Source organism: Rhodococcus sp. MT28, from assembly GCF_058792695.1.
Genome location: NZ_JBXAFD010000005.1, coordinates 164,897 through 189,981 on the forward strand (window position 1 = coordinate 164,897; position 25,085 = coordinate 189,981).

Below are 25,085 nucleotides of genomic sequence, written 5' to 3' on the forward strand. Positions count from 1 at the left end.
CGGCTACGGTGCTTGCCGTGCCACAAACTGCTGACTCCCACATTCTTGCGCCCCACACCATCACGTCCGTGAACGTCAACGGCGTTCGAGCAGCTGCCCGCAAGGGCATGCTCGACTGGCTGGAGAAGACGTCGGCGGATTTCATCTGCCTTCAGGAAACGCGTGCGTCGGACGATCAGCTTCGCGAGACTCTCGAACCAGCGCTCGGCAACGGATGGTTCCTCGTCTCCGCCGAGCCGTCCGCGAAGGGACGCAACGGAGTCGCGGTGCTCTCACGCACGGAACCTGACGCGGTGCGGATCGGTCACGGGGACGACGAGTTTCTCGACGCCGGTCGATACATCGAAGCCGACTTCGCCGATCTGACCGTCGCGAGCCTGTACCTGCCCTCCGGTGAGGCGCTCACGCCGAAGCAGGAGGAGAAGGAGCGGTTCATGGCGTCCTTCGCAGTTCACCTCGCTACCACCGCTGCGGCGGCCGAGGCTGCCGATCGTCACGTGGTGGTCAGCGGCGATTGGAACATCGCGCACACCGAACTCGACCTCAAGAACTGGAAGACCAACAAGAAGTCTTCGGGATTCCTCCCCGAGGAGCGCGCCTGGATGGATCTGCTGTTCGCCGAAGATTCCGCGTGGGTGGACGTCTTCCGCGCCCTCCATCCGGGTGTCGACGGCCCGTACTCGTGGTGGTCGTACCGCGGAAAGGCATTCGACAACGATTCGGGTTGGCGTATCGATTACCAGGTTGCCACTCGCGGATACGCCGAGCGGGCCAAGGTCGCGCTCGTGGAACGCGCTGAGTCCTACGACCTCCGTTGGTCGGATCATGCGCCTGTCACCGTCTCGTACCGATAGAGACGCGTATGTCTGAAGGTCTGAAAATGCCGAGCGCAAAGACGCGCAACGCCATCATCACCGTCGTGGTGGCGGTGGTTGCGCTCGTACTGGCGGTCACCCTTTCTTCACGTGACTCCGACAGTTCGGCGTCGTCGGGTACGAAGTCCTCGAGCGTTCAGTCCTCGAGTGTTCAAGCCAAGCCTGGCGCCACCACCAAGGCTGCGCCGTCGAGTTCCGCGCCCTCGAATTCCGCTGCCAAGCCAACGCAGCAGACAAGCACCGATGCGCCGGCGCGAGTGCTCGCCACGCTGGTCGAGATCGACGCCGGGAGGTGGCCGGATTCCGCCAATGCGCCGGGCACCAAGGGCGGCATCACCTTCCGCAACAGCGAAGGCCGCCTACCCGCTGTCGGTGCCGGTGGCGGACGTGTCGTCTATCAGGAATGGGACGTGAACCCGAAGAAGAACGGCCAAGGACGCGACGCCGAGCGAATCGTCACCGGCAACGACGGTTCGGCGTGGTACACCCTCGATCACTACGACACGTTTGTGAGGATTCGCTGATGTCCGACTCGTCTACGGTCAGCGTGGCGCAGTGGCTGGATCCGTCTTCGGATGTGGCTTCAGTGGCCCTGCAGAGCGACCCGGCCGTTGCAGATGATCTTGCACGTCAACTCCGTGCCGAGAATTTTGTCGTTCGGGTGGTTCGCGGCGAGAACATGCGAACAACGGCGCAGGTCTTCGACGAGTTCGCGGCAGCCTTCCAGTTTCCGTCCCACTTCGGACGAAACAAAGACGCTTTCGACGATGTCATGCGCGATCTCGACGACGTCCTCGGACTCGGCGCCGGATATGTAGTTGTGGTCCGAGGCGCGGGTTCTCTACTGTCCGAGCAACAGGATCAGTTGGAGTGGTTCTGCGAAACGATGGACTTCTACGCCGAAGAATGGGAACCCGTCGTTTTCCGGACCGTCTACCAGTTCGGTGCGGAGGACCTCACCGCCCACGGTGAAGACCTCGTCGAACTCGACTACCCGGGCACCACGCCACTGCACTGATTTCCACTCGTGAAAAGATCGGAACCATGTCGACCCCTGCAGAACAGAAGCCCACCGCAAAGCCTCGCGTGCTTTCCGGAATCCAGCCGACGTCGGATTCTTTCCACCTCGGCAACTACCTGGGTGCGCTGCAGCAGTGGGTTCCGTTGCAGGACGATTTCGACGCTTTCTACTTCATTCCGGATCTTCACGCCATCACGGTGACGCAGGACCCGAAGGAATTGCGTCGTCGCACCAAGGTTGCGGTCGCTCAGCTCCTTGCGGTGGGGATCGATCCGGATCGGGCGACGCTGTTCGTGCAGAGTCAGGTTCCCGAGCACGCACAGTTGGCGTGGGTCCTGAACTGCATCACCGGTTTCGGTGAAGCCAGTCGTATGACGCAGTTCAAGGACAAGTCCGCCAAGCAAGGCAGCGACAACGCCAGTGTCGGCTTGTTCACGTATCCGGTTCTGATGGCCGCGGACATCCTTCTGTACCGCCCGCAGCGAGTCCCCGTGGGTGAGGATCAGCGTCAGCACCTCGAACTCGCACGCGATCTGGCCGGCCGGTTCAACACCCGCTACGGCAAGGCGTTCGTCGTTCCCGAGCCGCAGATCATCAAGGGCACGGCAAAGATCTACGACCTGCAGGATCCAACCGCGAAGATGAGCAAGTCCGCCGCCAGTGCGGCCGGACTGATCAATCTGCTCGACGATCCGAAGGTGTCGGCAAAGAAGATCAAGTCGGCCGTCACCGACAACGAGCGCGAGATTCGTTTCGACCCGCAGGCCAAGCCGGGCGTCAGCAACCTGCTCACCATTCAGTCGGCTCTCTCGGGAGTACCGATCGAGACTCTGGTGGCCGGTTACGAGGGCAAGGGGTACGGCGACCTCAAGACCGATACCGCTGACGTGCTGACCGAGTTCGTCACCCCACTCAAGGCGAAGGTCGACGGTTACCTTGCCGACGAGGCAGAGCTGGATCGCATCATCGCGGCCGGAGCGCACCGCGCCCGTGAGGTGTCTTCACGCACTCTCGCCGCCGTCTATGACAAGGTCGGATTCCTGGCACCGAAGGGCTGACTTACGCGAATTCGGACTCACGACGCCTGACCGAACATGAGGGGGACGGCAATGGCTGACACGGACGACGACGCACCGAGCTTTCTCGAGAAGCAACGGGCAGCGCGACCCTGGCTCGATCATCTGGTTCGCGCGGCCGGACGGTTTCAAGAGCAAAAAGGCGACTATTACGCTGCTGGTATCACGTACTTCAGCGTTCTCGCGTTGATTCCGATCATGATGGTCGCGTTTGCAGTGGCCGGTTTCGTATTGGCCGGGCATCCCGAGTACCTGGAGTCGATTCAGGAGCAGATCACCAAGAGCATTCCGGGCAGCTTGGGTGACACCATCAACACGCTGATCGATTCGGCCATCGACTCGCGCGCGAGCGTCGGAATCTTCGGCCTCCTGGGTGCTGCGTACGCGGGTCTCGGTTGGATGGCAAATGTTCGCGACGCGCTGACGGCGATGTGGGAGAGCAAGCGCGAGCCCAAGGGGTTCGTACGTACCAAACTTGGTGACGCAGGGGCCCTCGTCGGTCTGGCTCTCGCCATGGTCGTCTCACTGGGAATGTCGGCGCTGAGCAGTGGGCCGGTTGCGACTCAGATCGTGAAATGGCTCAACCTCGAGAACATCACCGGTGTCGGCGTGGGGCTCAGAGTTGTTTCACTGTTGCTCTCAGTCCTGGCGACGTGGGCGGTGTTCCTGTGGGTGATCGCCCGGCTGCCGCGCGAGCCTGTCACGCTGCGTAGCGCTGCGCAGGCAGCGGTTATCGCCGCGATTGTGTTCGAGATCTTCAAGCAGGTGGGTGCGATCTACCTCGCTGCCGTCACCAACGGACCAGCGGGCGTGGCATTCGGTCCGATCATCGGTTTGCTCGTGTTCGTGTTCACGGCGTCACGGATGCTGCTGTTCTGCACGGCGTGGGCGGCGACGACCAAGGAAAGTATGGCCCTGGCGTTCGTTCCGCCGCCGGATCCCGCAGTGATCTCGCCGCGAATCGTTGTCAGTGACGGTGCTTCACCGTCTCGCGTGGCTGCGCTGATCGCCACGGGTGCGGTTGCCGGCCTGGGTCTTTCGGGCTTCATGCGTCGTCGGCCGCGCTAGCGCTTCCGACGGTTGAGGGCAACGGCTCCCGCCACCAGCGCGATCACCACTACTCCGCCGACCGCACCGATGAGTATGCGGTCAGTGGTGTCGGATTCGGCGTCGGTAGCGGTGGGTGCAGCCGAGATCGAGCCTGGTGCAGCGGCAGACGGTGTGCGAGTGACCTCGGGCGAGGCATCGTCGGTGGATCGGTCCGTCAACGAGCCGACGGTTGTGCTCGCGGGGAGTGCATATCCGTAGTCGAGTAGACGGGCAGCTTGTTCCCACGGACGGATCGGCTTGGCTTCGCCGCCCATCAATGTCACCAGTAGTTTCCGGCCGTTACGCTCCGCGCCACCCACATACGTGTGGCGGGCGTCGTCGGTGAAGCCGGTCTTGCCGCCCAATGCGCCGTCGTAGTTGTAGAGCAGCTGATTGTCGTTGGCGAGAGTGAATCCGGGGCGGTCCTGATCGTCGGGAATCGTCGGATCCTTGGGGAAGCCGGGAAATTCGACGGTCTCGGTATGGATCAGACCGGCAAACGTCGGATTCTGCAGGGCGGTATGGAAAATCACGGCCAGGTCGTACGGCGAGCTGCTCATCCCCGGGCCGTCGAGTCCGGATGGAGTTGCCGTGCGAGTGTCGAGGGCGCCGAGTTCGGCCGCGAGCGCGTTCATTTTCGACACGGCTGCAGCGTCACCGCCGAGTTGGCGGGCAAGAGCATGCGCGGCATCGTTTCCCGACGCCATGACCAGACCCTGCATCAGTTGCCGGTTGGTGTACTTGCCGCCCTTGCCGATGCCGACAGCGCTACCTTCAGCGTCCGCGTCTTCGGCCGTTGCGGTGATTTCGGTGTCGAGATCGAGTTCGTCGAGCGCGACAAGAGCCAAGAGCATCTTGATGGTGCTGGCCGGGCGGTAGCGACCGTGCGGATCTTTGGCGGCGAGGACCTCGCCGGTTTCGGCGTCCGCGAGTACCCATCCTGATGCCGCGATGTCGGCCGGGAGCGGGGGAGCGCCGTCAGGGAGCACAACACCGCACTCGCCGAGCTTGTCTCCACCGACGGGGCTTTCCGGAATCGGGACAGCAGTCGGGGCCGTGGATCCGGGCGCGGGTGCTTCGGAGAGATCGATCGCCGGTGCCGGGCTACTCGTGAACGGGCAGCTGTCGGTGTTGGGTGTTGTGAACGGCGCTTCGGTGGTGGTGGTGGGCGGCGGCGGGGCCGGTTGGGCGCCGGCCACTCCCGAGGTCCCTACGACACCGGTAAACGCAATGCTCCCTGAGAGCACTGTTCCGGCTACTGCCACTGCACACTTTCGACGCCACATCATCGATATACGAGGGTATGCGAACCTGAGGGAACGTCCGAATCGCCACGCAAGCAGAGGGATCGAAAACAGGCGATTCGGTTTGTACATCGGTCATAGTGGACGGATGAACTTCGCAGGCACGCGTGGACGCCAGACGCTCGCGGCAATGACGCTCGTTGGAGCATTGACCGCTGTCGTCGGATGTTCCGGCGATTCGGAACCGTCGGCCGAGAGCCAAATCTCTGCGGTCGTCGGTCAGAGTTTCGAATTCATGGCCGAAAGGGACTGGGAGGCAGTGGACAGCACTCAATGCAGTTCGATGCGCAGCGAGAGTCCGCGAGTCGAAGAGTCGCCGTTCGACGACGCACTTGCCAGTCTGAGGCTGGACGGAGTGGAGAACATCGTCGTGAACGGGGATTCGGCGACAGCCAACACTCGCCATTACAGCACCGAGGATCCGTCCGAGATGATGCGCGAAGACATCACGTTGATCAAGGAGAACGGTGCCTGGGTTGTGTGCTGACGTCTTTATGTGGTGACAATCGGAGATCGCCGCCGATGAGTTCCACCACCACGCAGAGTCTGTAACAGTGGGGTAGTCGGCTACTCGAATGGCGCACACGCACTGACGACAGGGGATCGGTATGGGCAAGATCGTGGTGACAGAATTCGTGTCTTTGGACATGGTGATGGAAGCGCCCGGTGGCGAACCGGGTTATGCGCACACTGGATGGGTCTTTCCGTACCAGGAGGGCGATCAGATGAAGTTCAAACTCGACGAAACCCTCGCCGCGGACGTCCTTCTGCTCGGGCGGCGGACCTACGAGAGCTTCGCCGGTGCCTGGCCTGAGCGCGAGGACGACCAAGGCTTTGCGGACAAGATGAACGCGATGCCCAAGTACGTCGTCACGAGTTCGACCGAACCGCTCGAATGGAACAACTCGACGGCGCTCGACGGTCCCATCGAGGAAGCCGTTCCGAAGCTGAAGGAGCAGATCGACGGCGAAATCCTGGTCGCGGGAAGTCGGACGCTCGTCCACGCGTTGTTGCTGGCCGGTCTGGTCGACGAGCTTCGTCTGATGGTCTTCCCGGTCATTCTCGGGTCCGGCGGGAGAGTGTTCCCCGAATCGGCCGACAAGATCGTCCTCGAGTTGAAGGACGATCGTCGGTACGAATCCGGAGTTCAAGTACTGACGTACCACCCAACGGTCACGTAGACCTCTCGAAAACATCTGTGGCCGAGACTCTTCGAGAGCCTCGGCCACAGATGTCTTGCCGGCTAACTGTTCTCGGGGAATCCGAGGTTGATTCCGCCGTGGCTGGGGTCGAGCCAGCGACTGGTGACGGCTTTACCTCGCGTGAAGAAATGAACACCTTCTGTCCCGTGAGCGTGGGTGTCACCGAAGAGGCTGTTCTTCCAGCCGCCGAAGCTGTAGTAGGCCATGGGAACCGGGATGGGGACGTTGATGCCGATCATTCCGACCTCCACCTCGTTCTGGAAGCGTCGGGCAGCGCCGCCGTCGTTGGTGAAGATGGCGGTGCCGTTTCCGTACGGGTTGTTGTTGATCAGTTCGAGGGCTTGGTCGTAGGTATCGACACGCACGACGGAGAGAACAGGTCCGAAGATTTCGTCGGTGTAGATCGACATGTCGGTGGTGACGTGGTCGATGAGGGTGGGCCCGAGCCAGAAGCCGTCCGGTCCACCATCGGCCTGAACTGTGCGTCCGTCGACCACGATCGTGGCACCGTCCTTCTCGCCGGCATCGACATAGGACGCGACTTTGTCGCGATGGGCCTTGGTGACGAGCGGACCCATGTCGGAGTTCTTGGTGCCGTCACCGGTGACGAGGGGAGTGGTGCGTTCGACGATCTTGGCAACCAGTTCGTCGGCGATGTCGCCGACTGCGACCAGGGCGGAGATCGCCATGCATCGTTCGCCCGCGGAGCCGAATCCCGCGTTGACCATTGCGTCGGCGGCGAGGTCGAGGTCGGCGTCCGGCAGAACGATGGCGTGGTTCTTGGCGCCGCCGAGTGCTTGCACGCGTTTGCCGTTGGCGGTGCCGGTGGCATAGACGTACTGGGCGATGGGGGTGGATCCGACAAACGAAATCGCTTTGACTGCTTTGTTTTCCAGAAGTTCGTCGACGGCGAGCTTGTCACCTTGGAGGACGTTGAAGACGCCGGGGGGCAGACCGGCTTCGGCCCAGAGTTCGGCGAGCCAGATCGCCGCGGTGGGGTCCTTCTCCGAGGGCTTGAGAATCACGGTGTTCCCGGCGGCGATGGCGACCGGGAAGAACCACATGGGGACCATCGCGGGAAAGTTGAAGGGCGAGATGATGCCGACGGGGCCGAGGGGTTGGCGGATGGAGTAGACGTCGACCTTGGTCGATGCATTCTCGGTGTATCCGCCCTTGAGGAGATGCGGTATTCCGCAAGCGAATTCGACAACTTCCTGCCCGCGGCTGATTTCGCCGAGGGCGTCGGAGAGAACCTTGCCGTGCTCGGCTGTGATGATCTCGGCGAGTTCACCTTTGCGAGCATTGAGGAGTTCGCGGAAGCTGAACAGTACCTGTGTGCGCCGGGCCAGTGAGGTGTCACGCCAGGCGGGGAAGGCCGCCGCAGCCGCGTCGATGACAGCGCGGGCGTCCTCGAGGTTCGCCAGGGCCAGTCGGCCGGTGATCTGTCCGGTGGCGGGGTTGGTGACGGTGGCGGTGTCCTCGGACGTTCCGGCGAACGGCTTGCCGTCCAGCCAGTGCGCGATGACGCGAGTATCAGTGCTGGTCATGGTATTTCCTAGTGGTCTGGTGACTCAGGAGTTCGGGGAGGTGTACTTGGCGACGTAGTCGTTCATCGTCTCGCGCTGGTACCGGGAAACCTCGTGCGCGTTTTCGTTCTCGGCGAAGACGCTCGACACCATCACGGTGTTCTCACGTTCGTAGAAGCCGAGTTTGCAGAGACCGCCGAAGAATTCGTCCCAGTTGACGTCTCCGTCACCGATTTTGAGATGCTGATGCACTCGAACGGCATTGCCTGGCGGGTTGGTGATGTAGCGCAGTCCGTGGGAACGGTGATGATCCATGGTGTCCGCCACGTGAACGAGTCGGACCATGTCGCCGGCGGCCTCCATGATGGCGGGAAGGTCCCCACCCATGTGGAATTGGTGGCACGCCACGATCACCATGCCGAGGTTCTTGGAGTTCACACCACGGATCGTGCGGATCGCGGCTAGTCCGTCTTCGACAAAATCGTCCGGGTGGGGGTCGATCAGGACGTCGATTCCCTCGCGTTCGATGATCGGAACCAGTTCCTCCATCGAACGATAGAACGCACGCTCGGACTCTTCGGCCTTTTCGGGGCGGCCGGAGAATTCGGTGTTCATGACGTTGACACCGAGATCGACCGTGATCTGGATGGCCCGCTTCCAGTAGCGCACGGCTGCTTCGCGAGCGTCCTCGTCCGGGCCGGACCACCGAAGCACCGGGAGCACCGACGCGATGCCGACTCCCGCACTCGCGCAGGCCTTCCGGAACTCGGTGACGAGCGCGTCGTCGGCTTTCGGGTGATTGAAGAACGGGATCATGTCGACGTGCGGTGTGAGCTGCAGGTACTCGTACCCGAGATCGGCAACAACCTGAGGTAGCTCGAGTAGTGAGTACTCGTGATGGAAAGGTGTGGGGTCGAGTGCGACCTTCATCGCTAAGCTCCGGCCACAGAGTCGCGCGCAACCATGTCCACGACGACGCGCTGACCCGTCTCCAGAGACTTCACACCGGCGGCGCAGACAGCGGCCGCGGCGTACCCGTCCCAGGCACCTGGTCCGTCGATGTAGTTGCCGGTGCCGGCGCCCGTCTTCACTGCCTTGATCCACCGGGCGAACTCGGTGTCGTATGCCTGCCCGAAGCGTTCGCGGAATCCTGGGGTGATCTGCCCACCCCAGTTGCCGGGCTTGGTCTTTCGGATCAGTCCCACGTCGAGTCCGATCATCGCGCTTCCGAGTTCGCCGACAACTTCGGTGCGCACCTCGTAGGCAACTCCGGTGGTGACAAACACCTCGGCGTCGACGTGTCTGCCGGACTCGGTCTCGAATATCGCGATCTGTGGGTCTTGAATGCCCTCGGGAGCAAGCGAATTCGCGGCCGGTCGGATGATCTGCACCGAGGTGATCTCTTCGTCGAGCAGGAATCGTGTCACGTCGACCTCGTGGACGAGTGAGTCCTTGACGATCATCGCGCTGTCGAAGCCGTTCGGAACCGCAGGATTGCGGTGCGCGCAGTGCACAACGAGAGGGCGACCGAGATCGCCGCTGTCGATCAAATCCTTGAGCTGGTTGTATTCGTGGTCGAACCGGCGCATGAAACCAACCTGGATCAGTCTTTTTCCCAGCGCTGCTTCGGCTTTGACGATCGTGAGCGAACTGTCCGCGTCGGTGGTCAGCGGCTTTTCGCAGAGAACAGGCTTGCCCGCTTCGAGGCAGGCAAGAACCTGCTTCTCATGGGTCGGGCCCGGGGTTGCGAGAACAACGGCGTCGACGTCCTCGGCTGCGATGGCATCGAACGGATCGACGACGACGCGCGCCCCTGGCGTCAGTGCTGCGATTTCCTCGGCGCGGGCGAGAGAGTAGTCGTTGACGACGGTGACGCGGGCACCGCCGATCTTGTTGGTGATGCGGTCGACGTGATCGGCCCCCATGATGCCGACGCCGAGCACTGCGATCCGGAGATCCTGGTTGTCAGACATGCGGTGGTACTCCTCGATTGTGTTGATCAGTTGAAACGGACGGCGGGGACGCCACAGGTGGACAGGTATTTCTGAGTGCGCGCTGCGATGGGCAGCGGTGTGTCGGGATGGCAGGGATACATGTCCTGCTCGACGATCGCGAACACGTCGATGCCGAGCTTCTCGATGGCCTCCAGAAGCGGCGGCATGTCCGGTATTCCGCGCGGTGGTTCGATCATCGCGCCGAGTTTGACGGCTTCGCCGAACGGCAGGTCCTCCGCCTCCACCTTGGCGACGATCGCCGGATCCACCTGCTTGAGGTGCAGGTACCCGATGCGCTCCGGATGCTTGTTGATGATGGCGAGGTTGTCACCGCCGCAGTAGCTGATGTGGCCGGTATCGAGGCACAGGTTCACGAAACGCTCGTCTGTACCTTCGAGGAACTTGTAGACGTTGTCCTCGATGTCGACATGGCTGTCGGCGTGAGGATGGTACTGCGCCATGACGCCGTACTCCTCGAGCATTGCCTTCCCGAGAGCGTTCATGCCGTCGGTTTTCTTACGCCACTGCTCGGGCGTCAGATTGCGGTCTTCGAGTACCGCTCCGGTGGAAGGGTCGCGCCACATCTCAGGGATGACCACCACGTGCTTGCCGCCGACGGCTGCGGTCAACTTGGCGACGTCCTTGATCTGATTCCAGACGGCATCCCAGGAATCGTCCTGGTGCAGGTGTTCGAAAACGGTACCGGCCGAAAGCTTCAGGCCGCGGGCGCCGAGTTCGTCCGTCAACTTGGCTGGATCGGTCGGAAGGTATCCGAACGGGCCGAGTTCGATCCATTCGTATCCCGACGCGGATACCTCGTCGAGGAATCGTGTGTAAGGGGTCTGCTGTGGATCGTCCGGAAACCACACGCCCCAGGAGTCGGGGGCTGATCCGACGCGAATCGCGCTCATGTCTAGATTCCTTTCGCGGGCAAGCTTTATGGGGTGTGGTTGTGCGGAATTTTCATTCGGATGGACGGAGGTACGGTCGCTGGATCTTCTTCCAGGACTCGTAAGTTGTCCGTGCCTTCTTGGTGGACTCCAGTTCGGAGGTGGCCGATACCGGTACATCCCACCAGGATTCGCTGTCCGGGGCGCCGATCAGCGGATCGGTTTCGACGTGGATGACGGTGCTGGTGTCGCTTGCTTTGGCAACCTTGATCGCGTCGGCGAACTCGGCAGCGGTGTTGGCGCGGATGACGTCGACACCGAGGCTGGCAGCGTTCGCGGCCAGATCGACCGGGAGAACCCCTCCGTCGAGACGTCCGTCATTCGAGCGGTAGCGGTACTGCGTGCCGAAGCGCTGGGAACCCAGCGACTCGGACAGTGAACCGATGGAGGCAAATCCGTGATTCTGCACCAGGACGACGATGACCTTGAGGCGTTCCTGTACGGCGGTGACCAATTCGGTGGCCATCATCAGATAGGACCCGTCGCCGACCATCACGAACACGTCGCGATCGGGGCACGCCATGCGGACGCCTAGACCGCCGGCAACTTCGTATCCCATGCACGAGTACCCGTATTCGACGTGATACCCCTTTGAATCACGGGTTCGCCACAGCTTGTGGAGGTCACCCGGCATGGACCCGGCAGCGCACACCACGACGTCACGTGGATCGGACAGCGTGTTGACCAGGCCGATCACCTGATTCTGATTCAGTGACCCGTCGGCAGCGGGTTCGGCTGGGTTGTAGACGGATTCGACGATCGCATCCCAATCGCGAGCGAGGTCACCGATCCTGGACGCATATTCGTCGTCCACCCGGTAGTCGTTCAGTGCAAGTGCCAGCGCGTCGAGTGCCTCACGTGCGTCGGCGACAACGCTGACTCCGCCCTGCTTCACGGAGTCCAGTGATGCGACGTTGATGTTGACGAAGCGAACGTCGGGATTGGTGAACGCGGTGCGGGACGCGCTCGTGAAATCGCTGTACCGCGTACCGATTCCGATGACGACGTCAGCCTCGGTGGCCAGTGCGTTTGCAGCCGTAGTGCCGGTGGACCCCAGCGCCCCGACGGATTGTGGATGGTCGTAGACCAATGAACCCTTGCCGGCCTGGCTCTGCCCCACGGGGATTCCGGTCTGCGCGCAGAACGCTGCCAGAGAGTCGGTGGCCTGGCTGTAGATCACGCCGCCGCCGGCGACGATCAGTGGCTTGCGAGCCGAGCGGATGATCGCGGCGGCGCGTTCGATCACCGATCGTTCGGGGAGCGGGCGGGCCACGTGCCACACCCGTTCGGCGAAGAAGGACTCGGGCCAGTCGAAAGCCTCGGCCTGCACGTCCTGCGGGATGGCGATGGTGACCGCGCCGGTCTCGACGGGATCAGTGAGAACGCGCATCCCGGCGAGCAGAGCGCTCGGCAACTGCTCCGGGCGCCATACCCGATCGAAGTATCGTGAGACGGGTTTGAAAGCGTCGTTGACTGTGACGTCGCCGCTCGACGGGAGTTCGAGTTCCTGTAAGACGGGGGCACTGGCGCGGGTCGCGAAAGTGTCTGCGGGAAGGAGTAATACAGGTAGACGGTTGATGGTGGCCAGTGCCGCGCCGGTGATCATGTTGGTGGCACCGGGGCCGACGCTAGACGAGACCGCCCACGTCTGCAGGCGGTCCTTCATGCGGGCGTGCGCGACAGCCGAGTGCACCATCGCCTGTTCATTGCGGCCGAGCACGTAGGGGAGTGTCGGCTCACGGCCGGCGTCGAGATCCTGGATCTCGGCCTGCAAGAGTGCCTGCCCCAGTCCGGCGACGTTGCCGTGCCCGAAGATTCCGAAGCAGCCGGCGAACAGCTTGGTGCGCTGGCCGTCGCGTTCGGTGTACTGGTTGGCGAGGAAGCGGACGACAGCTTGAGAAACGGTGAGGTATACGGTCGGCTCGTCGCGAGGTGGACGATTGCCGGTTGCGTTGTTGGTGGGTGCCACAGCTTTCACTTCCGTCAGTTGTGGGACTGCAACGGCAGTCGAGGGTCGATGTCCTGGTGATCCCAGCTTCCACGTAGCCAGGTGTGTTGCGGATCGTCACAGATGTTCCACGCCCGGATCTCGCCCGAACCTGCCATGACATTGAGGTAGTACATGTGGTGGCCCGGCGCTGCGATGGACGGGCCGTGATAGCCGTGCGGCACGAGAACGACGTCGCCCGAGCGGACTTCCTCGAGCACTTCGATAGGTCTCTCGGCGGTTCCGTACACGCGGTGGTAGCCGAAACCTTCGGTCCCGGTGGGGCTTCTGTCGATCTCGAAGTAGTAGATCTCTTCCAGGGCCGATTCGACGTCGCTGTTCTCGTCGTGCTTGTGGCTGGGATACGACGACCAGTTCCCGCCGGGGGTGATGACCTCACACGCGATGATGGAGTCGGCCTCGAAGGTGTCTGCGGTGGCGAAGTTGTGAACCTGTCGGCTGCAGTTCCCGGCACCGCGGAGCTCGACCGCAACTCCTGATGCGGGACCGTATCGATGGGGGAGCTTTGCGCCGGCGCGTGCTCCGCACAGAGCGAAGCGGCCCCCGTCAGCGCTGCTGACCGAGTAGTCGGCGTCGCGTCCTACGTACGCGAAATCGCTCGGGCCGTCGAAAACCGATGCGCGGCCAGTGAGGGGAATCTCCGTCCCCTCGGCAACAACCACGGCCGAACCCGCCAGTGGAACGACGATGATCTCGTTATCGCCGGACTGCAGGTGGACGTCAGCGCCAGGGGCGAGTTCGAGTGTCCACAAGCTGGATTCGGTCCACCCGGCGGACTCCGGCGTGACCACTGTCGTGAAATCACCGTCGGCGGACGATCCGGCGGGGACGTAGTACTTGCTGAACATCTTGCTCCTGCCAGGTCGCTTCTAGTGGACGAGCTTGACTGCGGTGTCGACGGCCGCGGTGACGTCGCCGTCGGGTGGGTAGAGCAGCGCGCGTCCGACGATCAGTCCGCGCACGGACGGCAGCTGAAGTGCAGCGTCCCACTTTGCGTACGTTTCTTCCGGCGCGATCTGCGGATCTCCCCCCAGGAGGAGCGTCGGGAGGGTGGTCGCATCCATGACGCGTTCCATCTCGTCGACGACCGGCAGTTTCATCCACGTGTACGCCGAGGTGGAGCCGAGACCTTGGGAGATGTGGATGGACTTGATGACGGCGTCGGGGCTGAGATCGTTGACGACCTTGCCGTTCACGCGGCTGGAGAGAAACGGCTCGAGCATCGCGATCAGTCCGGCCGCGGCCAGTTCGTCCACGGCTTCGGCACATGCCGTCATGGTGGGCAGTGTGCCCGCGTCGTCGAGTGCGATGCGTAGCAGCATCTTTCCGCCGTTCATTCCGAACTTCGCGGTGCCCGCCGCGGTGTATCCCGTCATGCGGTCGTCGAGTTCGAAGCTCGCGCCTGCCAGGCCGCCGCGGTTCATCGACGAGAAGACGACCTTGTCGTCGAGGGCGCCGAGGAGGAGCAGATCGTCGAGAATGTCCGCGGTGCCGAGAACGCCGTCGACTCCGGGATTGTCGAGCGCAGTGCGTAATCTGTCGAGCAGATCTGTACGACTGTTCATCGCTGTCGGCTTGCCACCGACAGACAGTGCCCCACGGGCCGGGTGATCGGCCGCGACGATCATCAGTCGACCATTGCCTCGAACAGTGGCGCGAGGAGTTCGCGCTGCCCAGGCCTTTTCGATGATCTGCGGATCGCTCGCACGCAGTTCCGTCACTTCGGCGTAGGTGGTGGCGAGGGGGCGGGCGGCGAGCTTGTCAGACATTGACTGCCTCCGTGGCTGTGGCTTCGGCGAGATCGTGGACTTCTTCGGCGGTCGGCATCGCAGTGGAGCATTCGAGCCGAGATGCGACTATCGCGCCGGCCGCGTTGGCGTACCGCAGTACCTTCTCCAGCGGCCACCCGGCCAACAGTCCGTGGCACAGTGATCCGCCGAAGCTGTCGCCTGCTCCCAGCCCGTTGACCACGTCGACGGCGTTGGGCGGCACGGTGATCGACTGCTTTCGCGTTTTGCCGAGTACGCCCTTCGGGCCCTGCTTCACGATGGCCAGTTCGACGCCGAGGTCGAGAAGCGCGTCGGCGGCCTTGTTCGGATTGGTCTCACCGACCGCGATCTCGCACTCTTCGCGGTTTCCGACGGCTACTGTCACGTGCGCCAGAGCGCGCTGCACCTGATTGGTTGCTTCTTGGGGCGTCGACCAGAACATCGGGCGGTAGTCCAGATCGAGGACCGTCAGCGGGCGTCGTTCGCGGGCTTCCCAGGCAGCGAAGTGTGCACTGCGACTCGGTTCTTCGGACAGCCCTGTCACAGTCGACCAGTAGAGGGACGATGCTCGAACGGCGTCGAGGTCGATGTCTTGCGGGGTGATCCGAAGATCAGGCGCATGCGGCTTGCGGTAGAAGTACAGCGGAAAGTCGTCAGGAGGGAAGATCTCGCAGAACGTCACCGGTGTCGGGTACTCGGAATTGGTGACGACAAACCTGTTGTCGACGCCCAGACGTGCCAACTCGCGTGTGACGAACTTCCCGAAAGGATCGCTGCCTACGCCGGAGATCAGTGCTGCTCGCCGGCCGAGGCGCGCGGCCGCCACCGAGACATTGGCTGCGCTGCCGCCGAGGAACTTGCCGAACGTCTCGACGTCCTCGAGTCCGACACCGGTCTGAAGTGGGTAGATGTCCACCCCCGATCGGCCGATGGCAAGCACGTCGAAGGGTGCGTCAGGGATGTGTGACCCGCTCTGGTGAGTGTTGATGCTTGTCAAAACTGACTCCCGAGAGTTCGTGGTGGGTTGCCCACGCAGGGCACCGATGTATGACTGAAACTGTGCGCCGCGACACAGCGATTGTCAATAGTTTGTCTGGACATTATGACTTGCGGTCAAGTGAATGTTAGTGTTCGCATACACTGCCGAGAGAAGTAGCGTCGATACGGCGCCTTCCCAAGACAGATCGGAGTTGGCCGTGGTCGCAGCACTCGCCGTCGAGTTGGACCGCTCGAGCCCGGTGCCGCTGTATTTTCAGCTGGCACAGGCAATCGAGGGCGCTATTCTCGGTGGCGAACTTGCCCCAGGTGATCGCTTCGAGAATGAACTGGCGTTGGCCAAACGGCTCAATCTCTCACGTCCGACCACTCGACGCGCGATCCAGGAGCTGGTGGACAAGGGACTACTTGTTCGTAAGCGGGGAGTCGGAACTCAGGTGGTGCAAAGTCCGGTGCACCGCCCGGTCGAGCTCACCAGCCTGTTCGACGACCTTGCGAGGGCCGGCCAGGCGCCGACGACCAAGCTGCTCGAGTTCACGGTGGGAGTTCCCGCCGAGGACGTTGCCGCGGAACTCAACCTCGAACCTGACGCCGAAGTGGCCACCATCAGGCGTCTGCGAAGCACCAACGGCGAACCGCTTGCCGTGATGACCAACTACATTCCGGTGGACATCGCACCCGATCCCGAGGAGTTGGAGACACAGGGGCTGTACCAAACCTTGCGAACTCGCGGCGTTCACATCCGTGTGGCGCGGCAGCGAATCGGCGCTCGGGCGGCGACTCGCGAAGAAGCAGGATTGCTCGACGAGAAAGTGGGTGCTGCCCTCTTGACCATGAGCCGCACTGCATTTGACGATTCAGGTAGCGCCGTCGAGTACGGCAGCCACTGCTACCGAGCGTCGCGTTACTACTTCGACACCACCGTGGTCGACCGCTAGATCTCGATCCCGGTGACACGAGTACCCGCCTGACCGAGTCAGTGGGGGTGATTTGTGATCCCAGCATTTCTGCGATCCTTCGATCATTTGACCCGAACGGAGCCTCATGACAGGCATTTCAGTAGCAGTTGCCGGATTCGGATGGATGGGCCGCGTCCACACGCAGGCGTATCTGCGTCTGCGGCAGCACTATCCGCAGCTTCCCGTGATCCGCCTGGCCGCCGTCGCCGACGAGGTGCCTGGCAGAGGGGAGGAAGCAGCGGACCAGTTCGGTTTCGAAGCTTTCACCCAGGATTGGCGCGATATCGCAGCCGATCCGGCCATCGACGCGGTGAGCATCACGGCCCCGAACTTCTTGCACCGTGAAATCGGCGTCGCAATGGCAGAGGCCGGCAAACACATCTGGATCGAGAAGCCCGTCGGCTTGTCCACGGAAGACGCCAAAGCTGTTGCCGTAGCAGTCTCGAAGGCCGGTGTGCAGTCGACCGTCGGCTTCAACTACCGAAACGCGCCGGCTGTGGCCCTGGCAAAGAGCCTGATCGACTCAGGGGAGTTGGGCACGATCACGCACTCGCGTTTTCGTTTCCTCAGCGACTATGCGGCCCACCCTGAAGGTGCTTTGAGTTGGCGATACGAGCGTGAGCGCGGCGGCGCCGGCGTCCTGGGCGACTTGGCTTCGCACGGCATCGATCTGATTCGTCATCTTCTCGGTGACGTCGACGCTCTCGTTGCGGATACTGCGATCTTCATCCCGGAGCGTGCGCGTCCGTCCGCCGCTACCAGTGGACATGCGCGGGCCAGCGGTGGGGAGATGGGGGCTGTCGAGAACGAAGACTTCGTCAGCGCACTTCTGCGCCTCGGGTCGGGTGGCCGGTGCACCCTCGAAGCATGCCGCGTCGCCGTGGGAGAGCAGAACAATTACGGATTCGAGATTCACGGCACGAAAGGTGCCGTGTTCTGGGACTACCGCCGGATGGGTGAACTGGGCACCAGCCTCGGCTCGAAGTACCAGGACCAATCCGTCACGACGGTTCTGGTCGGCCCCGAGTCCGGTGAGTTCGGCCGCTTCCAGCCTGGCGCGGCCAACGCGATGGGCTACGACGACCTGAAAGTGATCGAGGCTCGCAATTTCATCGCCTCGATCGTGGACGGAGCGCCGCAGGGCGCGACCATCGCTGATGCAGTCGCGTCCGCACAGGCTCTGGACGCGATGGTCGCCTCGGTGACCTCCGGCAGCTGGATTTCTCTCGGCTGATCGACAGCTCCTCCGAAAGGCTCTGGTGCAGTGACATTTCCCCGCGGACTGGCGCTGCTCGTGGCAGCAGCGCTGTTCATGGAGATGCTGGACGCGACGATTCTCGCAACGGCACTGCCGTCGATCGCCCAATCTTTCGGAGTTGATGCCGTCGACGTCAATGTCGCCGTTTCTTCGTACCTCCTGGTGTTGGCCGTCCTGATCCCGGCGAGCGGATGGATGGCCGACAGATTCGGAACGCGACGTGTCTTCATCTCTGCCATAGCCGTTTTCACGGTGGCGTCGGTGGGATGTGCACTGAGCACCTCCCTCCCGATGCTGGTGGGAATGCGTGCTTTACAAGGGGTAGGCGGCGCCATGATGGTGCCGGTGGGGCGGCTCGCAGTATTGCGGGTGACGTCGAAGGCGGAACTCGTACGGGCTATCGCCTACTTGACGTGGCCGGCGCTCACAGCGCCGGTTCTTGCGCCCGCTGTGGGTGGAGCCATCGTGTCGATCGCTTCGTGGCGCTGGATCTTTCTGATCAACGTTCCGATCGGGATCGTCGGGTTTCTGCTGGCATTGCGCATGGTGCCCGACATTCGGGAGGCGCAGAAACGGAGCCTCGACTGGCTGGGATTGGTGGTGATCGGAGCAGGCGTCGCAGTGCTTGTCGTGGCGCTCGATAACGTGCACAGTGCCGGAACCGACTGGCTACGAGTGGGCCTCGGGATCGTTGCGGCTCTGATCTTGTTGAGCTTGGCCGTCATTCACCTCGTCCGGTCGGATCATCCGCTCATCGCGCTCGGCGTCCTCCGACTTCGATCGTTTCGGCTCGTCGCGTCGAGCGGCTCGCTGTACCGGCTCGTGATCATGGGCGTGCCGTTTGTGCTGCCGTTGTTGTTCCAAGTGGGATTCGAAATGTCGGCGTTCAAGGCCGGTCTGCTGGTGATGGCCCTGTTCGCGGGGAATATCGCGATCAAACCGCTCACCACTCCGCTCATGCGCAGATTCGGGATCAGACTAGTTCTGGTGGGAAACGGAGTTCTGTCGGTGGTGTGCTTCGGTGCGCTGGTACTGATCTCGTCGACGACACCGGACGTCGTAATCGCTGTCGCACTGTTTGTCAGTGGCGCGTTGCGATCCATCGGGTTCACCGCGTACAACAGCTTGGCGTTCGCCGACGTCGACTCGGGTGAGCTGACCGATGCCAATACTCTGCATGCAACGCTGCAAGAGTTGGCGTCCGGTCTGGGTATTGCACTGTCCGCTTTGGTGATCACGCTCTGTACACCGTTGGCGGAGTCGGAGGATCTGAGCGGCGGAGTGCCGTTTTCTCTGACGCTGGGTGTTCTCGGGGCCATGCTGGTGCCGACGGTGATCGAGAGTTGGCGGCTCCCACGCGATACGGGTGCTGTGGTGTTGGTGCGCTGATGAAGCGTCTTCCGCCACCTTCATCATAACGCGGGACCCGGGGCTTGCGGCAAGGCCCCGGTGATGGTGCACACTCGTCTGCTGCGAGCAATCAAAAGCCTTGCCCGGAGGAGGGGATCGCATGAGTGACGTCATCATTGTCGGTGCTGGACCAACTGGATTGATGCTGGCAGGTGAGCTCCGGCTGCAGGGCGTCGATGTCGTCGTCGTGGACAAGGACGAGGAGCCGACTCAGTTCGTCCGTGCCCTCGGCATCCATGTGCGCAGTATCGAAATCATGGAGCAGCGCGGGTTGCTGGACAAGTTCCTCGCGCACGGCCGCAAGTATCCGCTCGGTGGATTCTTCGCGGGGATCAGCAAACCGGCACCGGCGCACCTCGATACTGCGCACGGGTACGTACTGGGCATTCCTCAGCCCGAGATCGACAGGATTCTTGCCGAACATGCCACCAAAGTCGGTGCGGACATTCAGCGAGGGAAGCGCGTCGTCGCGATCCGTCAAGATACCGATAGCGTCACAGCGGAATTGTCCGACGGCACAACACTTCACGCGCGTTATCTCGTGGGCTGCGACGGCGGCCGCAGCACTGTTCGGAAGCTGGTCGACGTCGGGTTTCCCGGCGAGCCGTCGAGCGCCGACACGTTGATCGGCGAAATGGACGTGACCATGCCGGCTGATGAACTGGCCGCCGTTGTCGCCGAAATCCGGGAAACGCACAAACGATTCGGAGTCGGTCCCGCCGGCAATGGTGCTTTTCGCGTCGTGGTACCCGCGGCCGAAGTTGCCGACGGTCGCGCGGTTCCCACCACCCTCGACGACATCAAACAACAGCTACTGGCCATTGCGGGTACCGACTTCGGTGTGCACTCGCCGCGGTGGCTCTCGCGCTTCGGCGACGCCACCCGTCTAGCGGAGCACTACCGGCGCGACCGGGTGTTCCTCGCCGGCGATGCCGCACACATCCACCCACCGATGGGCGGTCAAGGTCTCAATCTCGGTGTGCAAGATGCCTTCAACCTCGGCTGGAAGCTCGCCGCCGAGATCAACGGCTGGGCACCGGACGGCCTGCTCGACACGTACGAATCGGAACGGCGTCCGGTGGCTGCCGACGTCCTCGACAACACGCGCGCGCAGGCGGAGCTGATCTCCACCGCAGCCGGTCCACAAGCTGTGCGACGCTTGATCTCCGAGTTGATGGAATTCGAAGACGTCAAGCGCTATCTGACCGAGAAGATCACTGCGATCTCGATTCGCTACGACTTCGGCGAAGGCGACGACCTACTCGGTCGGCGGCTGCGGAACATCGCGTTGACCCGCGGCAACCTGTACGACCTGATGCGATCCGGCCGCGGACTTCTTCTCGACCAGGGTAGCCAACTGGCGGTAGATGGTTGGAGCGATCGAGTCGACCACGTAGTCGACACCAGCACCGAATTGGACTCACCGGCTGTCCTGCTTCGACCGGACGGTCACGTGGCATGGGTGGGGGATTCGCAGGCGGAGTTGGATACTCAGCTGTCCACGTGGTTCGGCCGGCCGGCGACGGGCCCCGTGTGACTCTTCGGATTCGGCAACCGAGCACCGTGGCGACTCGGACGCACTACCGTTGACGACTATGAGGCGAAGGTCAGCACAGGTTGCGGCTGCGGCAGCGGGCTCTGTGGGAGCGCTGATGCTGACAAGCTGCACGACCAATGTCGATGTGCCGAAAACCTTTGCCGCCACGATAACGGTGACCGGTCAGGCAGAGCAGGCCGAGACGGTCTCTGGAGAGTGCGTGATCGACATGATTCGTGTTGCTCCGAACGACCAGATTCAGATTTTCGGGGGCAGCGGCGCTGCATCCACAAGGTCGGCACTCGAGGTCGAGGCAATCGATCAACTTCCCGACGGAATGAGCACCTGCTCCTACACCGCACATTTTGATGCCGTCCCCGCAAACCAGAGAAACTATGAGGTGAGCTTGGGCCACTTCTCTCCGGAGTCCTTCAGCTCAGATGAGTTGGAGAACGGTGTCACCTATCAACTTCGCCGGCCCTGACTGAACCAGTTCTCCCTCGCGTTGTATCCGGTCCGACTTTCACTGAGCTCGCTTGGTGGTCCCGTCGCCTCCGCGCTGTCGAGCCTTACCGGGGTTGATGTGGAGCCGAACACCCTCGTAGGCGACTGTGTACGGCACATCGTCGTCGTTGTCCGGGTCGCCGGAGTCCGCAGGATCCGGAAGTTCCGCGATCTGTTCGATGACAGTCTGTGCTCGCGCCGCACCGGGATCGAACATCTCCTGAAACGGCCCGACGAACGACCCCCCAAGCCCGCGGCGCCTTGCCCGAACAGCCGCCCACCCGAACACCGCCAACGGGCCGATCATGGCGAACAGCACTAACAAGTCCCACCCCATGCCACGAGCGTACCGACTGACCGGCATTGGGCGGTCCAAGTCTCGTCAGCGCTGTCGTCCCTCAGGCCATTCGTCTCTCGGACTGTGCCTTCAGCAACTCGGCCAGATGGTCAGGCGAGATCCGCTCGCGAACCGCCTCCATCACTAGTTCGGCCTGCGTCTGAGGCGCGAGGCCGTCGATCGGTTGGTCTCGGTCCAGATTGGTCGGGAAGGCGTAGCCCTCAGCGGAAGCGGCGACGGCACAGCGAACGGACTCGTCGGAACCTGCTTCGCTGAGGGCGAGCAGTGCCGGATAGATCGCGTTGACGAGCGCGTCCCGGTCAATGGTTCCGAGGGCGCGACCGAAGGCTGACGACACCTGAAGAAGATTTGCCATGCGCAGGACGTCGGCGGATTTGTTGTGGCCGGCGGCGTGGAACAGTGCAGGGTTGAAGAAGACGGCATCTCCCTTCTCCAAAGGTAATTGGACGTAATTGGCCTCGAAGAACTCCTTGAACTCGGGACGCTCGAACGCGAGGTATCCGGATTCGAATTGTTGGGAGTACGGCAGATATTTCGTCGGGCCCGTCTCGACCGGCATGTCCACATGGGCGACTGCACCTTGCAAGGTGAGGGCGGGGGTCAAGCGATGAACGTGCGCTCGGAACTTCGCAGCGACGTCGCTCGACATGAAACCGAGGTGGTAGTCGCGATGTGGATTCTGTTCGGCGCCACCGGGATTGACGACGTTGACGTCCGACGTCACCTGATACATGGGGCCGAGCCAGGCTTCCGAAGCCAAAGCGACAATGCTGTTTGCGTAGTAGTCGACGTAAGCCTTGGGATCTTCGAGCGCCAACTTCAGTTGTGCTCCCCAGATCCGGTCATTGGCTCCGGGTTTGGCGAAGTGATCTCCGGACACCGTGCCGGCTTCGTGTTGGCGCGCAATGAGTTCACGGAAGACCGCACTGGCGCGATCCAATACCTCCGCGTCGAACGCGCCTTGGAAGACCGTGATGCCTGGACCGGTGAGTAACGCGCGGGCGATCTCGTCCTGAATCTCCGCCCGGATTTCAGGATTCGACAATTTGTCGACCAGAGCATCCGAGCGGTAGAGAAGAACGCCGTCGGCCACCGAATGGGCGTACGGGTAATCGACGGGGTCTGTCTCGTGTGCGACCAGAGCGGCGAAGTCTTCGATGTTGCAATCTTCTCGGTGCAATCTACCCGCGAACGGCACGGTGTGGTCGGTCAGTGCTGGAGTCATTCGGGGGCCTTCCTGCGGAGTTCACGATGTGCTGTGACTCAAAGACTGCCAAGGAAAAGCCATCGAAACTACCCCTGAAATCCATCAAAAAGACCTCAGGAAGCGCTCCCCGTGGACTCGACCGGTGACGGAAGATCTGCGCGCTACGAAGGGATCACGTTCCTGGGTGAGAGTTAGAGAGTGAAGGCGTTCCGGAAAGCAGTGAGTGCGGTGTCACTGTCTCCGGATGCCCAGCCCTCCAATCCGATCGTGCCGGTGTAACCCTGCTCGGCGAGAACGCGTGCGATGGCTGGGTAGTTGATCTCGCCGGTTCCGGGTTCGCATCGGCCGGGTACGTCGGCCACCTGAATCTCGCCGATGTTGTCACCACAACGCCGCACGAGTTCGATGAGGTTTCCTTCGCCGATCTGTGCGTGGTAGAGGTCGAGCATCATCTTGAGGTTGGGGTGTGAGACGGATTCCACCAGTGCCAGAGTGTCTTTGGCTCTGGCCATCGGTACGCCAGGGTGATCGACGATCGTATTGAGATTCTCGAGGCAGAAGACGACTCCGGCGTCTTCACCCAGTCGCGCGATCTTCTCGAGAGCGCGTTGGGCCGTCAGCCACATCGCTCCCGTAGTTCGATACTGCGGGCGCGCGGCCTGTCCGTCGATCAGCTCGCCGGTATGGAAGTTCAGCCGAGGAACGCCGAGTTTCGCTGCCGGCGTGAGGCATAGCGCCGCTGTACGTACGAGTTCGGCGCTGCCCGCTTCGTCGAACAAATCGCCGTGAAGATAGCCGGTCATCGAGGAGAACCGAGCCCCGGTGGCGACCAGAGCATCGAGGTCCTTGTCTTGCCAACTCCAGATCTCGGCTGCGAACCCCGCCTCCGAGATCCGCCGAATGCGTTCGACGACAGGGAGTTCGGTGAACGTCATCTCGGCAGAGACCGCCAAATCGAAGGGGCTCACTGCGGCACCGACAGCAGCGATACGGGCAGTCCGGTTTCCACGGATTCTTTTGCAGCCAGTGCGATTTCCAGGGCGTTGCGAGCATCGAGACCGTCGACCGACGGCGCGCTGCCGGAGCGGATGCAGTCTGCGAAGTGCGCCAGCTGGGCAACATAGGCGTCGTGAAACAGTTCGATGTTCACCCGAGGTGTGTCGGCCAGAACGCCCGGTGAGCTGTAATGACGCATCGCGGTCCGCGTGACCTCGCCTGCACTCACCATTCCACCGGAACCGAAAACCTCGCCGCGAACGTCGTAACCGTAGGTGGCCTGGAAGTTGGCCTCGGCCGACGCGAAGGCGCCGTTGTCGAACCGCAACTGAACCATCGACGTATCGAGGTACCCCTGCTCCTTGTACTGCGGATGGACGAGAGCATCGGCCTGCGCGAACACCTCGACGACGCGTGCCCCCGGGTTGAGCCAGAGCAGGGCGTCGAAGTCGTGAATCAGTGTCTCGTTGAAGATGGTCCACGGCTTGACTCGGGAGGCGACGTCGGCGGTGATTCCCGGATCGCGAGTCAGAGAGCGAAGTAGCTGCGGTGTCCCGATCCCACCGGAGGTGATCACGTCGTGTGCCGCGGCGAAGTCGGCGGCGAAGCGCCGGTTGAAACCGACCTGCAGCGCAACATTGTTCGCGGCGCATGCGCCGATTGCGCGATCGGCGTCCTCGAGCGTCAATGCCATCGGCTTTTCGCAGAAGACATGCTTGCCTGCCTCCGCTGCTGCTACCACGAGATCGGTGTGAGTTGATGCGGGCGTACTGATGAGCACCGCTTCGACGGTCGGATCGGCAATCAGCTCAAGGGCGTCGGTGTACGCGCGGGCGTCGGGACTGACACGTTCGATCAACGACGCCGCAGCGCCGGGCGCAGGATCGGCGACGGCGACGAGACGGGTGCCGGGGATACGCAGCGCGACGGACTCGCCGTGGAAACGGCCGATCCATCCAGCGCCGATCAGACCGACTGCAACAGAGGCAGACATGGGGGCTCCGTTCGGAGTGAGGATGAGGAACTAGATCGTTCTAGTCGTGTCA

At 62.5% G+C, this 25,085-nt stretch carries 25 protein-coding genes; 12 read left to right on the forward strand and 13 right to left on the reverse strand.

Annotation, left to right across the window (positions count from 1 at the left end; all coding sequences use genetic code 11):
• The first annotated feature begins 8 nt into the window (after positions 1-8).
• From AC1Q6C_RS20540 to yhjD, 5 genes are read left to right on the forward strand one after another with little or no spacing between them, the layout of a single operon-like run.
• Positions 9-854, forward strand: a complete 846-nt coding sequence (locus AC1Q6C_RS20540) for an exodeoxyribonuclease III (RefSeq protein WP_080712672.1) — start codon at positions 9-11, stop codon at positions 852-854.
• Between the two features lie 26 nt (positions 855-880).
• Positions 881-1,399 (forward strand): guanyl-specific ribonuclease, encoded by a 519-nt coding sequence (locus AC1Q6C_RS20545; protein WP_054800923.1) that lies wholly within the window; start codon positions 881-883, stop codon positions 1,397-1,399.
• On the forward strand, positions 1,399-1,893 hold the full coding sequence (locus AC1Q6C_RS20550; protein ID WP_030535081.1) for a barstar family protein: 495 nt from the start codon (positions 1,399-1,401) through the stop codon (positions 1,891-1,893). The genes AC1Q6C_RS20545 and AC1Q6C_RS20550 overlap by 1 nt, the downstream gene beginning before the upstream one ends.
• Before the next feature lie 26 nt (positions 1,894-1,919).
• The gene (gene trpS / locus AC1Q6C_RS20555) at positions 1,920-2,954 is read left to right on the forward strand and encodes a tryptophan--tRNA ligase (RefSeq protein ID WP_003941025.1); all 1,035 of its coding nucleotides are present in this window, start codon (positions 1,920-1,922) and stop codon (positions 2,952-2,954) included.
• A 51-nt stretch (positions 2,955-3,005) separates the two neighbouring features.
• Complete coding sequence (gene yhjD, locus AC1Q6C_RS20560) at positions 3,006-4,040, forward strand: inner membrane protein YhjD (RefSeq protein ID WP_230359691.1); 1,035 nt, start codon at positions 3,006-3,008, stop codon at positions 4,038-4,040.
• Here the strand turns inward: yhjD and AC1Q6C_RS20565 are convergent.
• A complete protein-coding gene (locus AC1Q6C_RS20565) occupies positions 4,037-5,350 on the reverse strand; it encodes a D-alanyl-D-alanine carboxypeptidase family protein (protein WP_230359692.1) in 1,314 nt (437 codons plus the stop codon). The genes yhjD and AC1Q6C_RS20565 overlap by 4 nt on opposite strands.
• A gap of 103 nt (positions 5,351-5,453) precedes the next feature.
• Between AC1Q6C_RS20565 and AC1Q6C_RS20570 the strand changes: the two genes are divergently transcribed.
• Both AC1Q6C_RS20570 and AC1Q6C_RS20575 read left to right on the forward strand, forming a co-directional pair.
• Complete coding sequence (locus AC1Q6C_RS20570) at positions 5,454-5,852, forward strand: Rv0361 family membrane protein (protein ID WP_021343646.1); 399 nt, start codon at positions 5,454-5,456, stop codon at positions 5,850-5,852.
• A 121-nt stretch (positions 5,853-5,973) separates the two neighbouring features.
• Positions 5,974-6,546 carry a dihydrofolate reductase family protein gene (locus tag AC1Q6C_RS20575; RefSeq protein ID WP_230359693.1) on the forward strand — a complete coding sequence of 191 codons (573 nt, stop codon included), beginning with the start codon at positions 5,974-5,976 and terminating at the stop codon, positions 6,544-6,546.
• A 62-nt stretch (positions 6,547-6,608) separates the two neighbouring features.
• Here AC1Q6C_RS20575 and AC1Q6C_RS20580 read toward each other — a convergent pair whose 3' ends face one another.
• Genes AC1Q6C_RS20580 through iolC form a run of 8 tightly spaced genes read right to left on the reverse strand, consistent with a single transcriptional unit; the run spans position 6,609 to position 15,811 of the window.
• Positions 6,609-8,114 (reverse strand): CoA-acylating methylmalonate-semialdehyde dehydrogenase, encoded by a 1,506-nt coding sequence (locus AC1Q6C_RS20580; protein WP_003941032.1) that lies wholly within the window; start codon positions 8,112-8,114, stop codon positions 6,609-6,611.
• Between the two features lie 24 nt (positions 8,115-8,138).
• On the reverse strand, positions 8,139-9,023 hold the full coding sequence (locus AC1Q6C_RS20585; RefSeq protein ID WP_230359695.1) for a sugar phosphate isomerase/epimerase family protein: 885 nt from the start codon (positions 9,021-9,023) through the stop codon (positions 8,139-8,141).
• A 2-nt stretch (positions 9,024-9,025) separates the two neighbouring features.
• Positions 9,026-10,066, reverse strand: a complete 1,041-nt coding sequence (locus tag AC1Q6C_RS20590) for a Gfo/Idh/MocA family protein (protein ID WP_230359696.1) — start codon at positions 10,064-10,066, stop codon at positions 9,026-9,028.
• A gap of 26 nt (positions 10,067-10,092) precedes the next feature.
• Complete coding sequence (locus AC1Q6C_RS20595; protein ID WP_007727370.1) at positions 10,093-10,998, reverse strand: sugar phosphate isomerase/epimerase family protein; 906 nt, start codon at positions 10,996-10,998, stop codon at positions 10,093-10,095.
• A 52-nt stretch (positions 10,999-11,050) separates the two neighbouring features.
• Positions 11,051-13,006: a 3D-(3,5/4)-trihydroxycyclohexane-1,2-dione acylhydrolase (decyclizing) gene (gene iolD / locus AC1Q6C_RS20600; RefSeq protein WP_230359697.1), complete on the reverse strand. Its 1,956-nt coding sequence runs from the start codon at positions 13,004-13,006 to the stop codon at positions 11,051-11,053.
• A gap of 14 nt (positions 13,007-13,020) precedes the next feature.
• Entirely contained in the window at positions 13,021-13,893 is an 873-nt protein-coding gene (gene iolB, locus AC1Q6C_RS20605) for a 5-deoxy-glucuronate isomerase (RefSeq protein ID WP_030535075.1), read from the reverse strand.
• A 21-nt stretch (positions 13,894-13,914) separates the two neighbouring features.
• Positions 13,915-14,814, reverse strand: a complete 900-nt coding sequence (locus AC1Q6C_RS20610; protein ID WP_021332504.1) for a Cgl0159 family (beta/alpha)8-fold protein — start codon at positions 14,812-14,814, stop codon at positions 13,915-13,917.
• Entirely contained in the window at positions 14,807-15,811 is a 1,005-nt protein-coding gene (gene iolC, locus AC1Q6C_RS20615) for a 5-dehydro-2-deoxygluconokinase (protein WP_230359698.1), read from the reverse strand. The genes AC1Q6C_RS20610 and iolC overlap by 8 nt, the downstream gene beginning before the upstream one ends.
• Positions 15,812-16,010: 199 nt before the next feature.
• Here iolC and AC1Q6C_RS20620 point away from each other — a divergent pair, with 199 nt between their 5' ends.
• From AC1Q6C_RS20620 to AC1Q6C_RS20640, 5 genes are all read left to right on the forward strand, one after another.
• A complete protein-coding gene (locus AC1Q6C_RS20620; protein WP_003941006.1) occupies positions 16,011-16,748 on the forward strand; it encodes a GntR family transcriptional regulator in 738 nt (245 codons plus the stop codon).
• Between the two features lie 106 nt (positions 16,749-16,854).
• On the forward strand, positions 16,855-18,003 hold the full coding sequence (locus tag AC1Q6C_RS20625) for a Gfo/Idh/MocA family protein (RefSeq protein WP_021332507.1): 1,149 nt from the start codon (positions 16,855-16,857) through the stop codon (positions 18,001-18,003).
• Positions 18,004-18,033: 30 nt separating this feature from the next.
• Entirely contained in the window at positions 18,034-19,416 is a 1,383-nt protein-coding gene (locus tag AC1Q6C_RS20630) for an MFS transporter (RefSeq protein ID WP_081305327.1), read from the forward strand.
• Positions 19,417-19,537: 121 nt separating this feature from the next.
• On the forward strand, positions 19,538-20,974 hold the full coding sequence (gene iri / locus AC1Q6C_RS20635; RefSeq protein ID WP_230359699.1) for a rifampin monooxygenase Iri: 1,437 nt from the start codon (positions 19,538-19,540) through the stop codon (positions 20,972-20,974).
• A gap of 58 nt (positions 20,975-21,032) precedes the next feature.
• Positions 21,033-21,458 (forward strand): hypothetical protein, encoded by a 426-nt coding sequence (locus AC1Q6C_RS20640; RefSeq protein ID WP_100245418.1) that lies wholly within the window; start codon positions 21,033-21,035, stop codon positions 21,456-21,458.
• 39 nt (positions 21,459-21,497) lie between these two features.
• On the opposite strand, the gene AC1Q6C_RS20645 is transcribed toward AC1Q6C_RS20640, so the two are convergent.
• The 4 genes from AC1Q6C_RS20645 to AC1Q6C_RS20660 form a co-directional block, all read right to left on the reverse strand.
• Positions 21,498-21,815: a hypothetical protein gene (locus AC1Q6C_RS20645; protein WP_037125592.1), complete on the reverse strand. Its 318-nt coding sequence runs from the start codon at positions 21,813-21,815 to the stop codon at positions 21,498-21,500.
• 61 nt (positions 21,816-21,876) lie between these two features.
• On the reverse strand, positions 21,877-23,061 hold the full coding sequence (locus AC1Q6C_RS20650) for a phytanoyl-CoA dioxygenase family protein (protein ID WP_230359701.1): 1,185 nt from the start codon (positions 23,059-23,061) through the stop codon (positions 21,877-21,879).
• Positions 23,062-23,234: 173 nt separating this feature from the next.
• Positions 23,235-24,011: a TIM barrel protein gene (locus AC1Q6C_RS20655; RefSeq protein ID WP_080726629.1), complete on the reverse strand. Its 777-nt coding sequence runs from the start codon at positions 24,009-24,011 to the stop codon at positions 23,235-23,237.
• A complete protein-coding gene (locus AC1Q6C_RS20660; protein WP_042923507.1) occupies positions 24,008-25,033 on the reverse strand; it encodes a Gfo/Idh/MocA family oxidoreductase in 1,026 nt (341 codons plus the stop codon). Before AC1Q6C_RS20660 ends, AC1Q6C_RS20655 begins: the two co-directional genes overlap by 4 nt.
• Positions 25,034-25,085: the final 52 nt, after the last annotated feature.

Excerpts from the sequence above, each read along its gene's own strand:
- AC1Q6C_RS20545 (WP_054800923.1), top strand. The coding sequence starts at position 881 with ATGCCGAGCGCAAAGACGCGCAACGCCATCATCACCGTCGTGGTGGCG.
- AC1Q6C_RS20550 (WP_030535081.1), top strand. The coding sequence starts at position 1,399 with ATGTCCGACTCGTCTACGGTCAGCGTGGCGCAGTGGCTGGATCCGTCT.
- trpS (WP_003941025.1), top strand. The coding sequence starts at position 1,920 with ATGTCGACCCCTGCAGAACAGAAGCCCACCGCAAAGCCTCGCGTGCTT.
- yhjD (WP_230359691.1), top strand. The coding sequence starts at position 3,006 with ATGGCTGACACGGACGACGACGCACCGAGCTTTCTCGAGAAGCAACGG.
- AC1Q6C_RS20565 (WP_230359692.1), bottom strand. The coding sequence starts at position 5,350 with ATGATGTGGCGTCGAAAGTGTGCAGTGGCAGTAGCCGGAACAGTGCTC.
- AC1Q6C_RS20570 (WP_021343646.1), top strand. The coding sequence starts at position 5,454 with ATGAACTTCGCAGGCACGCGTGGACGCCAGACGCTCGCGGCAATGACG.
- AC1Q6C_RS20575 (WP_230359693.1), top strand. The coding sequence starts at position 5,974 with ATGGGCAAGATCGTGGTGACAGAATTCGTGTCTTTGGACATGGTGATG.
- AC1Q6C_RS20580 (WP_003941032.1), bottom strand. The coding sequence starts at position 8,114 with ATGACCAGCACTGATACTCGCGTCATCGCGCACTGGCTGGACGGCAAG.
- AC1Q6C_RS20585 (WP_230359695.1), bottom strand. The coding sequence starts at position 9,023 with ATGAAGGTCGCACTCGACCCCACACCTTTCCATCACGAGTACTCACTA.
- AC1Q6C_RS20590 (WP_230359696.1), bottom strand. The coding sequence starts at position 10,066 with ATGTCTGACAACCAGGATCTCCGGATCGCAGTGCTCGGCGTCGGCATC.
- AC1Q6C_RS20595 (WP_007727370.1), bottom strand. The coding sequence starts at position 10,998 with ATGAGCGCGATTCGCGTCGGATCAGCCCCCGACTCCTGGGGCGTGTGG.
- iolB (WP_030535075.1), bottom strand. The coding sequence starts at position 13,893 with ATGTTCAGCAAGTACTACGTCCCCGCCGGATCGTCCGCCGACGGTGAT.
- AC1Q6C_RS20610 (WP_021332504.1), bottom strand. The coding sequence starts at position 14,814 with ATGTCTGACAAGCTCGCCGCCCGCCCCCTCGCCACCACCTACGCCGAA.
- AC1Q6C_RS20625 (WP_021332507.1), top strand. The coding sequence starts at position 16,855 with ATGACAGGCATTTCAGTAGCAGTTGCCGGATTCGGATGGATGGGCCGC.
- iri (WP_230359699.1), top strand. The coding sequence starts at position 19,538 with ATGAGTGACGTCATCATTGTCGGTGCTGGACCAACTGGATTGATGCTG.
- AC1Q6C_RS20640 (WP_100245418.1), top strand. The coding sequence starts at position 21,033 with ATGAGGCGAAGGTCAGCACAGGTTGCGGCTGCGGCAGCGGGCTCTGTG.
- AC1Q6C_RS20645 (WP_037125592.1), bottom strand. The coding sequence starts at position 21,815 with ATGGGGTGGGACTTGTTAGTGCTGTTCGCCATGATCGGCCCGTTGGCG.
- AC1Q6C_RS20650 (WP_230359701.1), bottom strand. The coding sequence starts at position 23,061 with ATGACTCCAGCACTGACCGACCACACCGTGCCGTTCGCGGGTAGATTG.
- AC1Q6C_RS20660 (WP_042923507.1), bottom strand. The coding sequence starts at position 25,033 with ATGTCTGCCTCTGTTGCAGTCGGTCTGATCGGCGCTGGATGGATCGGC.